The organism is Paraburkholderia tagetis, assembly GCF_022213065.1.
GTDB lineage: Bacteria > Pseudomonadota > Gammaproteobacteria > Burkholderiales > Burkholderiaceae > Paraburkholderia > Paraburkholderia tagetis.
In genome coordinates this window covers 1-14,604 of the sequence record NZ_JAKLJA010000084.1, presented here as the reverse complement: position 1 = coordinate 14,604, position 14,604 = coordinate 1, and the positions used below count along the sequence as shown (strand labels likewise).

At 59.0% G+C, this 14,604-nt stretch carries 14 protein-coding genes and 1 pseudogene; 6 read left to right on the top strand and 9 right to left on the bottom strand.

Annotated features, from left to right (window positions below):
- Positions 1–100 precede the first annotated feature (100 nt).
- The 6 genes and pseudogenes from L5014_RS37670 to L5014_RS37645 all read right to left on the bottom strand — a co-directional run bounded on the left by L5014_RS37670 (position 101) and on the right by L5014_RS37645 (position 6,467).
- Positions 101–1,096: a tyrosine-type recombinase/integrase gene (locus L5014_RS37670; RefSeq protein WP_238468942.1), complete on the bottom strand. Its 996-nt coding sequence runs from the start codon at positions 1,094–1,096 to the stop codon at positions 101–103.
- Complete coding sequence (locus tag L5014_RS37665) at positions 1,089–2,030, bottom strand: tyrosine-type recombinase/integrase (protein WP_238468941.1); 942 nt, start codon at positions 2,028–2,030, stop codon at positions 1,089–1,091. Before L5014_RS37665 ends, L5014_RS37670 begins: the two co-directional genes overlap by 8 nt.
- Complete coding sequence (locus L5014_RS37660; protein ID WP_238468945.1) at positions 2,027–3,106, bottom strand: tyrosine-type recombinase/integrase; 1,080 nt, start codon at positions 3,104–3,106, stop codon at positions 2,027–2,029. The genes L5014_RS37665 and L5014_RS37660 overlap by 4 nt, the downstream gene beginning before the upstream one ends.
- Positions 3,051–4,085, bottom strand: coding sequence for an IS21 family transposase (gene istA, locus L5014_RS37655; RefSeq protein WP_238468940.1), 1,035 nt, complete (start codon positions 4,083–4,085; stop codon positions 3,051–3,053). The genes L5014_RS37660 and istA overlap by 56 nt, the downstream gene beginning before the upstream one ends.
- 1,015 nt (positions 4,086–5,100) lie before the next feature.
- Positions 5,101–5,379, bottom strand: a pseudogene (locus tag L5014_RS37650) (cysteine hydrolase family protein); the annotation flags it as partial.
- A gap of 839 nt (positions 5,380–6,218) precedes the next feature.
- The gene (locus L5014_RS37645) at positions 6,219–6,467 is read right to left on the bottom strand and encodes a DUF1488 family protein (protein ID WP_274389660.1); all 249 of its coding nucleotides are present in this window, start codon (positions 6,465–6,467) and stop codon (positions 6,219–6,221) included.
- A gap of 225 nt (positions 6,468–6,692) precedes the next feature.
- On the opposite strand from L5014_RS37645, the gene L5014_RS37640 reads away from it, so the two are divergent.
- The 3 genes from L5014_RS37640 to L5014_RS37630 all read left to right on the top strand — a co-directional run bounded on the left by L5014_RS37640 (position 6,693) and on the right by L5014_RS37630 (position 9,790).
- On the top strand, positions 6,693–7,097 hold the full coding sequence (locus L5014_RS37640) for a hypothetical protein (RefSeq protein ID WP_238468939.1): 405 nt from the start codon (positions 6,693–6,695) through the stop codon (positions 7,095–7,097).
- On the top strand, positions 7,094–7,702 hold the full coding sequence (locus L5014_RS37635; RefSeq protein ID WP_238468938.1) for a trypsin-like peptidase domain-containing protein: 609 nt from the start codon (positions 7,094–7,096) through the stop codon (positions 7,700–7,702). Before L5014_RS37640 ends, L5014_RS37635 begins: the two co-directional genes overlap by 4 nt.
- 1,905 nt (positions 7,703–9,607) lie before the next feature.
- A complete protein-coding gene (locus L5014_RS37630) occupies positions 9,608–9,790 on the top strand; it encodes an ATP-binding cassette domain-containing protein (RefSeq protein WP_338019393.1) in 183 nt (60 codons plus the stop codon).
- 202 nt (positions 9,791–9,992) lie between these two features.
- Here L5014_RS37630 and L5014_RS37625 read toward each other — a convergent pair whose 3' ends face one another.
- Complete coding sequence (locus L5014_RS37625) at positions 9,993–10,238, bottom strand: hypothetical protein (RefSeq protein ID WP_238468936.1); 246 nt, start codon at positions 10,236–10,238, stop codon at positions 9,993–9,995.
- A 347-nt stretch (positions 10,239–10,585) separates the two neighbouring features.
- Positions 10,586–10,789: a cold-shock protein gene (locus L5014_RS37620; protein ID WP_028207638.1), complete on the bottom strand. Its 204-nt coding sequence runs from the start codon at positions 10,787–10,789 to the stop codon at positions 10,586–10,588.
- 537 nt (positions 10,790–11,326) lie between these two features.
- On the opposite strand from L5014_RS37620, the gene rpoD reads away from it, so the two are divergent.
- The 3 genes from rpoD to L5014_RS37605 all read left to right on the top strand — a co-directional run bounded on the left by rpoD (position 11,327) and on the right by L5014_RS37605 (position 14,232).
- On the top strand, positions 11,327–13,312 hold the full coding sequence (gene rpoD, locus L5014_RS37615; protein WP_274389657.1) for an RNA polymerase sigma factor RpoD: 1,986 nt from the start codon (positions 11,327–11,329) through the stop codon (positions 13,310–13,312).
- Positions 13,313–13,451: 139 nt separating this feature from the next.
- The gene (locus L5014_RS37610; RefSeq protein ID WP_238468935.1) at positions 13,452–13,739 is read left to right on the top strand and encodes a hypothetical protein; all 288 of its coding nucleotides are present in this window, start codon (positions 13,452–13,454) and stop codon (positions 13,737–13,739) included.
- Positions 13,740–13,947: 208 nt separating this feature from the next.
- Positions 13,948–14,232 carry a hypothetical protein gene (locus tag L5014_RS37605; RefSeq protein WP_238468934.1) on the top strand — a complete coding sequence of 95 codons (285 nt, stop codon included), beginning with the start codon at positions 13,948–13,950 and terminating at the stop codon, positions 14,230–14,232.
- Positions 14,233–14,281: 49 nt separating this feature from the next.
- Here the strand turns inward: L5014_RS37605 and rpsU are convergent, their stop codons facing one another.
- Positions 14,282–14,488, bottom strand: coding sequence for a 30S ribosomal protein S21 (gene rpsU / locus L5014_RS37600; RefSeq protein ID WP_238468933.1), 207 nt, complete (start codon positions 14,486–14,488; stop codon positions 14,282–14,284).
- Between the last annotated feature and the right edge of the window lie 116 nt (positions 14,489–14,604).

The following is a 14,604-nucleotide window of genomic DNA, read 5'->3' as shown; positions in this document are numbered from 1 at the left end:
CTCTGAACCCCGTTTCGCGCTCTGCGTGATCGTGTGCATTTCCATCAAAGCGCGAGACGACTCGATTCGTTTCACCCCGAATAGCGCGGGACGTCACTTCTTAAATATCCCGGGACGTTACAATCAGGTCGGGTTGATCCCGCCATTTCTTTTGTCCTTCAGCACTGCTTTCCACTTCGCATGTCGCCAGCGCCCGCGCCTTTGTTGCCAGATTGATCTCGGCATAGACGTTGGTCGTCTCCAAAGACACATGCCCAAGCCAGCCGCGTATCGTGTTGATATCGACACCGGCCTGGAGTAGTAGCGAGGCGGTTGTGTGCCGAATCACATGTGGGTGCACATTCTTGCTGGCAAGTGACGGCGCGTTGGCTGCAGCACGGACAGCGCAACGCTTCACCAGGGCATGAATGCCGGAGCGCGTCATCGTCTGGTGGAACCGGTTGAGGAACACCGGCGCGGCGGCGGGCCTCCCTTCAGTCTGTGAGCGCAACGCATCGAGCGTGGATTTCCAGAGCGGGCAGCGGCGATGTTTGTTCCCCTTACCTACGATACTGACCGAACGCGTGTGCCAGTCAATGTCGCCAATCTTGAGCTGCGCAGCTTCGCTCGCACGCGCTCCTGAGTTAAACATGAAGAGCAGTAACGCATGTTCGCGCTGTCCCTGCGCTGTATTCACATCAGAGGCAGCGAGCAGGGCGTCCATTTCCTGCTTGTTAAGGTAGCTGATCTCCGGCCGACTGGTTCTCTTAATGGGAATCAGATGAATCTGTGCCCACCAGTCGACGTATTCCGGTGCATGTTCGCCGATGAAACGAGCCAGCGCATGGATGCCGCCGAGCCGCTGATTTCGTGTACTGACCATACAGTGGCGCTGTTCTTCCATGTGCGTCAGGAACAGGCGGACCATTTGCGCGGAGAGATCCTCAACGGTCAGGCGATCGATCCGCTTGTCGACCTTGGCGGCCAGATACGGGAGCAACAGCATGAGCATATCGCGATAACTTCTTTGCGTATTGATGGCAAGGTTACGTTCGCCCACCAGATACTCGATCAGGAAACGCCGGATCCACGGACCCAGCAGGGATGAGTTATTCATGATGCGTCTCCAGTGCGTAAGCTTCAAAGCGCTCGCTCGCTTCATTCAGCAACTCGGGCGTCAGGGTAAGGTAGCGTTGGGTGCCGGCGAGATCAATGTGGCCGAGATAGGTGGCGAGCTGCGGCAACAACAGTTGCAAATCCGCGCCACAGCGATACCACGAAATTAGTCGGTGCACTGCGCCTGCGTGCCGCAAATCATGCAACCTGGGCTGGCAGGACGCACCGCCTTCGCGTTGGATATTTGCCAGGATGCGCTGTCGCTGAAAGGCCCTGCGCACAGCGGTCTGGGTCAGGGGACGACCGTCGCGGAAACAGAAGAACGGCGCATCTGGTGTCTGCCCAAATTTCTGATTGCGTTGCCGGGCGTAACGTTGCATCGCACCGTTTAGATCTGCGCCCAGCGGAACCAGCCTCGATTTAAAAAATTTGCTCTCGCGCACGTACAGAACGGCTTCGTCAAGATTGACGTCTTGCATGGTCAACCGCAAGGCTTCGCCATGGCGGAGGCAAGCACCGTACAGAATCAGAATGAGTGCACGCAAAACATATGCATCCAGCGGAACGTGTGGGCTGCATGCCGCTGACGCCACGTCGAGCAGGCGCTTTAACTCCTCCTGCGAATAAATATAGGGTGTTAGCGGTGGCGGCAATTTCGGACTGTAGCGAGGAAGCGGAGATACCGTGACGTACCGACGCGAGAGGGCAAAACGAAACAGGCAGTCAAGTACCGACCTTCTCTTACTCCAATGGTTGGTCAGCGGCCTATTGCCAGTCAGGAAGTCCTGTACCTGTTCGACCGTCACCGATTCCACATCAATATTGCCGCCAAGCCGGTGGCAGAATGAGGCAAGCGTGGCCGCCTCAAAATCGAAGCGCATGCCCAACGCCCGTTTGTGGCTGACGTATTGGGCGACAAGTTCGGAGAGCTTCATAGCAGACTCCCAAGATCGATTTCGGCCACACACCGCAGTCCGGTCAGGTCAACCTTCGCATAGGTTCTCGTCGACGAAGCGCTGCGATGGCCGAGGTGATCACCGATCTCCTTCAGAGCAAAACCAGCATCAAGTAAATGCCGGGCATTGGCATGCCTCATGCAATGTGCGCCGCGCCGCGGGATATCAATGCCAAGCGTCGCGAGACGCGAGCGGACAATGCCGCTTACGCATCCGGGTGACAGCGGTCGGATCGGCGCCTCGACAGAGAGGAACAGCTCGCGATGGGCGCTTCGCGGACGCCCTTCCTTCAGGTAGCGCAGAATGGCGTTTCCAACGGTTGCCACCAGCGGGTATTGCTGTTTGCAGCGTTGCTTCGGACGATTGACATGAAGAATCTCGCCGCACCAGTCTATATCCTCCAAGCAAAGCCGTACTACCTCGCCTCGCCGAAGTCCATAGACGACCAGCAGCATGATCATCGCACGATTGCGAAGATCGATCGTGCTGTCGCCGGCAAAACTCGCGACAAATCTTTGCACATCTTCCCAATTCGGCCCGAGCGGCAAACCCTCCTCTCTATACAGCACTGGTGCTTCAATGCCCGACGCAACGTTGGTAGCCCACCCTTGTCCTTCTACGTACCGGAAGAAATTGCGGAGCGTGCTCGCAAGTGCGTGTAACGAGGATCTGGCCCAGCCATGGTTGCTTTGGTAGGCGAGATAGGCGTCGACATCGTGGATAGTGAGGGAATCGAGTTCCTTGTCAGGGCGACAGACCGTTGCCAGAAAATGACCGATCTCATCGCGACAGTTTGAAATCGTTGTAGGGGACAGTCCTCGCTGGTCGCGCATGAAATCGACATAGTGCTCGATATAGTGAACAAATGGTTCTTTCGTGGGATGCCGTTCCTCCAAAAGCCCCAGAAAGCGCAGCCAGGCCGTGGCAGTATGGATGAACAGAAGCCGCGAGCTGCGGGACTCATTCGTGCGCTCACTTCGAATGAGACGAATCCGATGGTCAACCGCAAACGCGATTTCCTCGTGCGTTATTTTTCCCGGCCGGCACAGATCCATGCTCTGTGAAAAAACCAGCAGGACCCAGGCGATCTTCCGGATCGACTTGGGCGGATAGCCCTGTTCCTGACAATGCAGGAGGAAGCGCCTCCTTGATTCCAGACAGGGCGCCAGATTGTGAGCTGCAAGAACATGCGGCTGCGTAAAGAGAGTCTCGAACATGATATTCCCCAATTGATGATCGGAGGAATACCAGTATCGGCCCAAAATTATGTCGCGGTAGAAGCGTCAACTCGAGAGGTAACTCAAGGGAGTTTGAGATCCACCGCGACATATTTTTTACCACGTCATACTCGTTGCCGCGGCGAACGGCAACGGGTCTTGGCTCGAAGCGGTAATGACTGGCAAACTCGAGCAGTTGAGGGTTAAAGCGGATCGCATCACCCTGGCGTTCGAGCACGGCACTTTTAAGGTTATCGTAGAGGAGGACGCGGGCCGACCCGCCCCAGGCCTCGAACGCGCCTACGTGGCCGAGCAGGAAGCTGTCCATGCGCGCATCAAGGAAGAACTTCAGCCAGATCTGCCTAGACCATGACAGCACCATCACGAAGGCCATCAGGGGTCGACTCGCACGACCAATCTGTAGGTGTCCGAAGTGAGCCCAGTCGACTTGACTTTGCTCCCCGGGCAAGGTACGCAGACGCAGATAGGCCTCCGCTGGAGGGCGTGGCCGGTGCAGGGATATCAGATGTCTGAAGTGGTCCGGCGCCCCCTTGTAGCCACGCTCGCGTACCATCGCGTACAGCCGGCTTGCCGTGAGCGAGGGGAACTTCTTTAGCGTGTCGTGGATGAACGGCAGGAACGGTTCAATCTGCGAAGGCCGCTGAACCCCTCCCACCCTTGGCAGGCCCGCCTGGGCGAGCACCCGCTGCACGGTGCCCCGATGCACATGCAGCTGACGGGCGATGGTGCCGCATCGCCACTTTTCCACGTGATAGAAGCGCAATATCTTCGCCTCCAGTTCCGTGCTGATTGTCATGGATCAAATCCCCTTGTTCCAGTAGTAGTCCGAAGCGGACGGATGACCCGGTGTCGTAACGGCCCGTGACGTACAAATTCGCACGTGCGACGGCAGAAGTGGCATTGTCCGGACGCGCGCGAGGCACCCGCGATGGTGCCGGCCGGGTTGGCCGCCGTCGCCGAAGTCGGGCCCAGTAGAGCATCAGCGGCGGGCGGGGAACAGGGGTGATGCGTCACTTTCTTCTGGCAGTGACGACAGCGGTGTCGCCTGGCGGCGCGCTGTAACGGGAGAGCCCCCGCGCGTGCAACCCTGCCCGCGTGCCCGCAGCAGTCGCATTGCTCACACGGGTGCGCACCGGCGCTCGGGATGGGCGGCGCACTGGCCGATGTTGTCGAAACCGAAGCCGCCAGTGGCGTATCAGCGGCGTCGGCAGCATAGCGCCGATGCGCTTTTTCCTTCTGGCGCTGGCGATAGCGGCGCTGCCTGGCGGCGTGCCTCATGCGCCCGCGCATGCTGCGCTGGTAGCGCACGGCGGCCGTGCGCAGGCTCGCCCGACGCGCGTCATCGGCGCACTCCGGGCTGCAGTAAGTCCGGGCGCTATCGCATCCTCTGCACACGATCACCTGTGCCCGGCACCGCGCGCATAGAAACAAACGGCCTGAGTCCGCCATCGGCGCCCCCGTAAGCGCCGAATGCACACACTATCGACCGTGGCGGCAGGCCGTGCCATACTGGCGCGGCACCGTCCCCGGACAGTGTGGCGTGGAGGCCCGGCACCGGTCGAACCTGGCAGTTTGCGGTGTCGGGCCTGTTTTTCGGCGCTGAATTTTCAACGCCGCTCTTTCTACCTCATCCCGGGTTGGCCTTCACGCAAGTTGTGCGTGTATGCGCTCGCCCTACGGGCTCCCGCATACACGCACGACACCGATCGCCTGCTTGCATCGCCCCGATCCCCCGCTTTAAACGAGAGTCATTCCTTTCTCTAAAAATGCGACGCCGCCATTTTTTGTCGGTTTTCCACCGCCACTGACAAGGTGCGATCGTAGGTCGGGAATCCGTCCAGCGCGGCACGCAGTTGGGGAATGGGCGGCTTGTTCAGGCCCGTCTTGACATTGACGGTCGAGTGAATGATTGGCAGCTTGTAGGCGACCGCCGCCTTGGATGCCCCGACAATATTGTTGATCAGCAGTTGACGGTCCATCGATGCAATCGAGTTCACCTGCACCGGCTGGTAGTCGATTACGACAAACGCCGCGTTCTCAGGCGTGAGCAGATGGTCGGTTGCGGGATCGCGAATCGGTTCGCTAGCCATGTTCTTCTCCTGTTGGGGGGAAAGAGAGAATTCTGTCATTAACGTGCGCGCAAAGGTACGGCACATCGCGAAAGCGCTGATGCAACCATGCCGGCATGCGTGCATTCGTACGCGGACGTTGTCAACGGATAACCTGTGCAGGGTCCGGCATGGCCCCTTCACTCAGCGCTGGGCATACCTCACTGCGGAAATTGCTGGCCAGGATGCTGTTGATGTGCTCATTGGTCCGGAAGCGTGACCGGGCCGTCTGGTTATCGCGGTTCGCGACCGGTTCGATTAATTGCCATGCTCTCTGCTGCACGATTGCTATATACCTTGTGACCAACCGGGATTAGGCGCACCATGGGCTTGGGAATCCGACTTTCGAGCTCGCGATGGTCATCCCAACCTTCGAGGGGAGGATCTATGGAAACGCGCCTCGACACATTCAATGGTTGGCAAATGAGGGCAACGGTCGCAAGTAGACTGACCTCGAAGGGCGAGGCGAAGTACTACATCGTGGAGCCCGTGACATACAAGGAGTTCTCGGTGAGCGGCCCGCTGAATCAGGCAGTGGGGGCAAACGACGCTGGTCCTTTTGATAGCTCTGATGAGGCTTTCAGCACAGCCTTTCGAGGCTGCAGGCGTGCCATCGAGCATGTGCTCAGATTTCGAAATCGGCGAAGTTCAAAGTAGAGGTGAGCGTTAATGAGGAAGCCGGTGAACTTCAGAAGAGGGCCGGCGACATGAATGACGGCGCGTGCGAGGCACGATAATCGCGCATTGCGCTGAACGAGTCCGATGGCTTGGCTGCTGTGTGTCGCCGTGGATGATGTTACCTGGTTCCTGGTCCTCATCACTCACGAAATCGTGTACCTGTTCTGGGGGCCGCCGTTATAGAGGGTTCGGGCGAGTTCCAGAATCCTGTCGCGGTTGCGGTCGAAGGTTGCGAGCATCGAGGGCTCGTCAGAAATCACCTCGGGGTTCAGCTTCACGAGCATCGCATTGTCGACCAGAAAAGCAATCTCGCGAGCTTTGTCGTAGCCCCAAAAGCACACGCAGCGTCTGGAAGCGTCGTAGATTCGACTGGGATTGGGAAAGTTGAGCATCACTCCGCCTTTTTTCAATCGACCCTCCGGGAAGGACTTAAACGAGCGACGTATCGAATGCCTGCAGCGGCGACGAGGCAACCTGGGGTCTCGATATCGAACCGGCGGCCGTGGAAGATATCTCATATCGAGCATGCGCTTTTTACCGCAGCGATACAAGCGGAATCACGCAAACGCCGTTTGATCGCAACGCATATCGAATTCACCGGGACGTCAAGGATGACAATGACCACGATCGAACTCTATTGCAGTCCGAACGGCGATAAATGGCTGTTTTGCGACGGGGCGAGTAAGACGGCTATCGTCAGGCATGTGCCAAACGCTGCGTCGGGCGGAGCCGTCACGGACGTGGCCGTCGAAGCGTTTCTTGCAGCGGGAAAAGCGGGGCCAACGGGGCCGCAATACGATGCGTTGGAGGTATTGCTCACTCGACGTGCAGCCAGCCAGGCAGAGTGCGATACCGCAACTGCGCACACCGCCTGCATCGTGCACAAACCCGCTGCTGAAGCACTTCTGCTGAGCGCAGCCCGCGTGCGCACATTCTTGCAACTGCGTCACATGACGAACGCGAGCGGCTTTTTTTCACCCGCAACGATCGCCTCTTTTTCGTTACAAGTCGTCACGTTGTGATTGACTCGCCCAGCCGGCATTTTCCGGATCGGATCGAGGTGGAACTCCACATCGATCGTGACAACCTCGGCGCTTCGGCCTGGTTTTCACTACCGCTGTACTCAGGGGGCAGGAGTCTTTGGCGCCAGGCGTCGGACGACGGTGGCGACGTCGACGTCGCGGTGCTGGAAGTGTGGAAGGACCGGCTTCCGCCGGGCGCCGTCTTTGACTCCTTTGGCCCGGAACATCTGCCGACGCCGGACCACACGATGCCCGTTGGCGCTTCCGTGCTGATCGTTGGCTTTCCGCTGGGTTTTCATGATTCCCTGCATCATCTGCCCATCGTCAGGCAGGGCGCCATCGCGTCCGCGTTTGGGCTGCGGTTTGAGGGCAAGGGCTGTTTCATCACCGACGCGCGAACGCACCGCGGTACGAGCGGCGCGCCGGTGGTGACGAGCGCTGCGTCGATGCATGCGGACGGCGCGGCGTCTTCGCTCCCGTGGATGCTGCTTGGCATTCACTCGTCGACCGTCGAGATGGGAGCACGCGATAGAGACCTCGGTGAGAGCCTCGGTCTCAACCATGCGTGGTACGCCGACGTTCTATTGACGCTGACGGCCAATTAGCCGTGAGGGGGCGCGAATCCGGTTGGCAAGCGTGGGCAAGTCCTGTACAGGCGCGCCGGTAAGGTCGGGGGCTAGCTTGCGCTACTGGACACAAGTTTCGTATCGGCTACGAGGCGGCGTATGACGCTCGCAGCGGCTGGGCGGCTTCGTCCTTCGAGTATTTGCGCCAGTAACTCCATGAATACGGCGAGATCGTTGCTTCCGTACCGACGGCAAAATTCCCTCACGACGTCGAGGACAGCGGCTCGCTCGCTGGCGACGGACAGGGCGCTGGCTATGTATGAACCTCCGCGCGCGAGTTCCGCCATATAAAGCTGGCGACATGCAGCGCTAGCCACTCCCTTCAGATTCCCTTTCTTCATTTCCATCGTTCGCCCCTTTTCCTCTGGTCGCTACGCCCGGGCGTGGGCGCGGACTGTGTTTGAGCGACTCGTTCATCCTGATCTTTTGGGTAGAAGGACAAGCATCTGGCCGGTACCGTGTCCCATGCCGTCGCAACCGGCGCAGGAGGCCACACGTTTGGGGCGATAGGGGACGCACTCGCATCAGGTCAGGCACGATCACGTTTCGCTGCGCGGTACGCTCAGTCATTATCCGGTCATCGGACAAGTTCTTTCGCAACGCGTACCACTCATGCCCGTTATCGGGGTGAGCAATACGTTCTCGTTTGTGCCGCTAGTCTTTCTGAGTGGAGCGATGAAATGTGACGCCCCTCATGACTCTTTCAGGAGTACGAACAGGCAGCGGCTATTTCTTTTTTTCTGGCTTGCTGGTTACAGTGGTTTTCGACGGAGTCGGCCATGCCCCCGCTACAGCAGGAGACAACAATTTTTTTGGTTGCTTGGGCTTCTTTGCCTCGCGATTGCCACGCAGTTGACTTTTTGCCATCATATTTCTCCTGTTTATTCAGTCGCGGAAGCAACTGCGTGTCACTATTCTGGGATTATCTGGGAACATTGTCGCGATATCTTTTGCGGGACACAAAATTGATGGAGCTTCCCAGGAAAGCGCGTGGGAACAATGCCAACAAGACGCGATTGCGTAAGTGCGGGCCACCTTTATGTGACTCTTTTCCCGGCCTGGAATACAGTCAAGGAGCGGCCAAAGACCGCCAGAAACCCGTTGCTTTTCCTCTTTTAGTTGCTGGTGCAGACGTATCGCCACTTGCTGGCGTTGACATCGAGGCGGGCGTCACTATCACGGCGCTTCTGGGCACGCTCGTTGTCCGCCCTCTCCAGGGCAGCTGCGCGCGCCTTCTGCGTGCTGGCGAAGTCACTCGGGCTGATGGGTGACGCTGTGTACACTTTGGGTCGTCCGCGCATGTTGATTCCAAAAGAATTTAAAAAGAAAGGCTAAATTGCGAGCTTACGTCGACACCTGTTAGAACGCGCCGGCTGTCGGGCCGTCCCCAAGGCGCAACTCAAGTTCGTGCTCCTGCAGATCGCGGATTGTCGCCGGGTCTGATGACTCATTGAAATCGTCTCGATCCGTTTTTGGAGAAACGTCTCAACCGTCCGGCAAACCAATTATTGTCGGGCGCTCGCCAACTGGATGGCGCAAGAAAATAACCGCCGCGATCTGCGGTCGGGATCGTCAGACTTCTCTTTGGGAAGCCGTGTTAGCCGAAGGACTCGCACGACGTCGATGCGGAGCCGGTGGCAAAGAATACACCGAGCTTTACGAGCTTGCGCTCTTTACTGAATAAAAGCAAGCGTAATCGCAATCTACCAGATTGCCATCGGGCTCTTTTTCCGCGGCCACAAGCGATGAATCAGGCTGCGGCTGCCGCGGATGCGTTGCGCGTTCAACGGTCTCGAACGTGCCTCGGGAGTGTGGGTCAGAGTGAATGAAAAGAGCACCGTGTGAGGCGGTGCTCCTGATGTTCCGAAAAGCGGGTGCGCGGAAATGACAATGCCTGGAGGTCCATCGGGTCGCAGGCCGGTTCTCGACCATTTCGGTATGCATATTATCGATGCTGGCCAGCGCGTCGGTCTTCTTGGGCCGTCAGGCGCCGGCAAGAACACGGTGTTCGCGCTGTTGCAACGCGCCTTCGACCCACCGCGCGGTTCCGGGGCGGTCTGCAATTAGGGGCAACGCTTGTGCAATGTCAGCCAGGCAAGCCTGCACGAGGCTATCGGCGTGGTACCTCAGGGTCATCCAGCACGGTCGGCTGGTTGATGAGGGTGAGCCGCTCGAACTGGCGGGGCGCCCCGGCATCTGTCGCGATGTGCTGTCAAGCGGCGAACGCCAGCCGGCCGCTTCGGCAGATAGGGGGAGGGTGATGGATTGTTCAGTGGCACCGCCCCAGATATTTGCTCACAACAAATTCTGCAGCTACCTCGCGGTGCGTTTCGCTTATGGCGATTACGCCATTGCGCGCTGTACGAGGCTCCCAGTCGACACCAATAGCGTCTTCACCCCGGCCGTTGCGCGGCACAAGAAACATGCGCAGGCCCGAACTGTAGCAATCGTGATCCCGGAGGCGCCGGTTGATCTCATCGACGAATTCCTCAGGACTTGTGACTGGCTTTTCCACGACGCGCCTCCTTCGGAACTGCCCCATCCTAACACGTTGGATTAGCCTGCTTCGCGATCGCCCGGTCGTGCAAGTGTGAGGTTCGAAGAAAAACAACTGACGAGAAGACGGTGAGCCGAGGGCCTGACCGCATAACCGCGGTGGTGCCTGGCGACAGATTTTGCACTTTTTGGAAAAACTGGAGCCGGTCGTCTTGCATGGAGAGACCGGCCGAACGGGATGTAGTGCATCGGCGGCGACCGGCTGGCAGTTTCGCCAACCTGGCACGAGATGACCAGTGGATCCCGTTTTGGGAGAGAGTCGGCGGTGCCGCCATTGCGGCGGCACACACGCAGATGACTTACGACTTACAGCGGGGTGATGTTGGATGCCTGCATGCCCTTGGGGCCGCGCTTCGTTTCGTAGCTGACCTTCTGGCCCTCTGCGAGGGTCTTGAAGCCGTCGCCGCGAATTTCCGAGAAATGCGCGAACAGGTCATCGCCACCTGCGTCCGGCGTGATGAATCCAAAACCCTTGCTGTCGTTAAACCACTTTACGGTACCGGTGTCCATGGAATTCTCCTGAATATGAACGGATATGGGTGCGCTCCCGAAGAACGCGGAAATAAAGGATCAAGGAGGGAGAGGACAACGAGTACCGCGGTGTGCGGTGAATGATGAGCAGCAATCGCGCTTCTTGAAGACTTCAGCAAGCCAAAGTACCGGGGAACGCGTTCAAAGTCAAGGGATTTCCGTCTCAGGCTCCCGCCGGCCCGTGTCGTGGGGGCAGCCCTGTATGCAATGTCTGCATGTGGGTCGGATGCTCGGGCACACGCAGGGTGGGGCGCCGGGTGTCCGTGACATTGCGTCGTTTCCGCCCGTATCGCTGCCTGTCCTGCCAGGTCGGAACGCGTAATGCACGTTGCGTCACATGACAACGTCCGGTATTATTTAGGATTCCCCCCATTCTTCGCGATCCGGATCCCGCCGGGGGCATCCCAGCCTCTTTTGTCCGAGCGTCATTTCACGATTCCGTTTGCACCCCGACAGTCAACTTGATCTGCCGTCCTGCCTGCGACGATCGTCAGCCAACCTGTCGAGGAGAACGTATTGGCAAAACCAGTTCGTGACGATTTAGCATCCCCCGTGATCGCGATTGCACCAAAGGCTAGCCGCCATGCGGCAAAGGGAAAGTCCCGGGCCGTCGAAGTGCCGCGAGACATCGAGGCAATCGCACGACAGGATGAAGAGCGACAAAGCCAGATGCGCGCACTGATCGTGCTGGGCCGCGAGCGCGGTTATCTCACGCACGTGGACATCAACGATCACCTGGCAGACGACTTTTCGCAGACTGCCGCGATGGAAGCGATCGTGAGCACGTTCAGCGACATGGGTGTGGCAGTGTACGAACAGGCACCTGACGCTGCGACGCTCCTGCTCACCAGCGCAGTGCCCGCTACATCCGATGATCAGGCAGTCGAAGAAGCGGAAGCCACACTGTCGACTATCGATTCCGAATACGGCCGCACGACTGATCCGGTGCGGATGTATATGCGGGAGATGGGAGCCCGGGACCTGCTGACCCGAGCCGGTGAAATCGAAATCGCGAAACGCATCGAGTGCGGCCTGCAGGACATGGTTCAGGCGATTGCCGCATGTCCATTGATCGTGGCCACCATTCTTGCCGATGTGGACCGCGTCATTGCCGGCGAACTGCGTATCGATGAACTGGTGGCTGGCGTCGGCGACGACGCGAGCGCGAGCGCCATGACGCTGGACGTCGAAGACAATGAAGCGGAAGCATCCATGCGGGTCGATGACGCGGGTGGTGACGAGGTTGAACCGGACGCCGATGATCCGGAGGCAGCGAACGCTGCCCGTCTCGATCAACTCACGAACGACAGTCTCGCGGTCTTCGCTCGTGTGCGGGCGCTCTTCGAACAGACGATGGATGTGCAGGATACTGGCGACGTCCGGTCGACAGTCGATGCGCGAGTGTGCCCTGAAGTCCGGCGCGAACTGACGACGATCCGCTTTGCGCCGAAAATCATTGATCGCCTGTGTGCCAGCGTGCAGGAACAGGTTACGGAGGTTCGCGCGATCGAGCGCAGTATCCTCGCGATCGCCGTTGGCCGCTGCGGTATGCCACGCGAGTCGTTTGTCGAGTCGTTCCCGGGTCACGAGACCGACTTCCAATGGGCGAGCCGCGTGGCAGCGAGTTCATCCCAGCTTGGCGCTGCGCTCGAGCGGCATCTGCCCGCCATCCATGCCGGGCAGCAGAAACTCACCGACATCGAGGCGAGGGTTTCGCTGCCGCTGCGGCAGCTCAAGGAGATCAACCGTGCAATGGGGGCCGCGGAGTCGAGAATGCGGCAAGCCAGGCGGGAGATGATCGAAGCGAATCTCCGTCTCGTCATCGCCATTGCCAAGAAATACGTGAATCGCGGCTTGCCGTTCCTTGATCTCATCCAGGAAGGCAATATCGGTCTGATGAAGGCGGTGGACAAGTTCGAATACCGGCGCGGCTGGAAGTTTTCGACGTACGCCACATGGTGGGTCCGCCAGGCTGTCGGGCGTGCGCTCGCCGATCAGGCGCGAACCATTCGCCTCCCGGTGCACGTGATCGAGATGATCAACAAGCTGAACCGCATGTCTCGCGAAATCAAGCAACAGACGGGACAGGACGCGCATCCCGCCGTCCTTGCCACGCGTCTGGAGATGTCCGAGGATAAAGTGCGAGGCCTCCTCAGGGCCGCGCGGCAACCCGTGTCGCTTGAAACTCCGGCGGGCGACGATGCGGACGCGACGCTCGGCGACATGATCGAGGATGTCGCGGCGAGCTCACCGTCCGAGGCAGCGATTCATGCGAGCATGCGCGCCGCAATCGATGAGGCGCTTGATGGACTGTCGCCCCGTGAGGCCAAGATCCTGCGGATGCGTTTCGGGCTCGATACGACCACTGGCCACACGCTCGGCGAGGTAGGCAAGCAGTTCAACGTGACCCGGGAGCGGATCCGCCAGATCGAGAGCCAGGCGATGCGCACGCTGAGGGATCCCGTCAAAGCTGACAAGTTGAGGCCCTTTCTCGAGCGCTGAAAAAACCAGTTGTATTGGCCAGCCCGTTCCTGTTCAAACTTGCGTGTCGTGGATTGAATTCTCCGAGGGGTGTAGTCGACGTGTCACCTACGCTGATCGTTTCAGGGTATAGTGAGTTGTCCCCCGTGGAGTGAGCAAAATGTCGACACAGCCGCTTCTTCTCTACAAGGGGTATGAACTTCATCCCCTCGTCTTTGCCCGCACGTTCAACCGCTTTGACGGACATTCCCGTTACGCCGAAGGGTATGACATTGCGGTACGCATATCTCGCCCTGGGGCGATAGCCGCTTCCGCCGCAAGCCGTGTTTTTAGGCTCGACCAACTGCACGCGCTCTGCGACTTCGGCACGGCTAGGCGTGCCGCCTGCCAGGGGGGGAAGGACATCATCGACGGAAAGGTGAGCGGGGCTTCGGTCGCGGATATTTGAAAGCGCTGCTGGTGTGGCATGCGCTGATTTTGTCGAGTAGCGAGTTGCTTTCTCGTTGATGGCCGATTCGTCTGTCGTTGCTTCAAAAAGTGTTCACCGGCAGAGTGCATCCTTCGGGGCATTGTTGCCCGTTCGTCCAGACGCATCGGTCGGCCGCAGCGGCGCACGAAACTGAGCGCCTCCATTCTTCCGAACTGGTACCGCCTCCATGCAAAGTAATCGCAACGCAATTCCGCATTACCTCGTTTTACGCGCTGGCTGTGCACCGTATGTTCTGAACGCTGAGCGGCATGTGCTGCGCCGCGAGGCAAGCCTTCTCCTGCGGGCGTTCGCGAGAGCCCGCTGCGCGCCGACTTCAATCGCGGACGACGCGTGGGACGACTTTTCGGGCCTGGAATCCGTTTCGATCCTTGAGCGCATGGACATGCGCGCCTACGCACTGGTTCAAGGGGTTGAAAGCGAACACCAGCTCCGATTGTTGTCCGCTCTCTGATTGCGTCAACGCGCGCATATTTTGCGGGCGGTGGGCCCGCCCACAAGCGTCAGTACTGCTTTCTGGGCGGCAATGACCGCTTGATCTGTTTGCGCAGTCGGGCCACAGCCGCAGCCTTTTTTCTCTTGCGCTCAGCAGTCGGTTTTTCATAGGCCGTCCTGGCACGCAGTTCCTTGATCAGGCCGGTGGTCTCGATCGCACGGCGAAAGCGGCGCAACGCGACTTCCAGAGGTTCATTCAGCTTCGGGATTGTCACGGATCGGCGTTATAGAGCCAATCCGTGATCGGCGTAGTGAAGCCACCTGAGGATCGGCGTATTGAAGCCAGTGCATGATCGGCGTAATGGAGCCACTCCATGATCGCCGTAAAGAA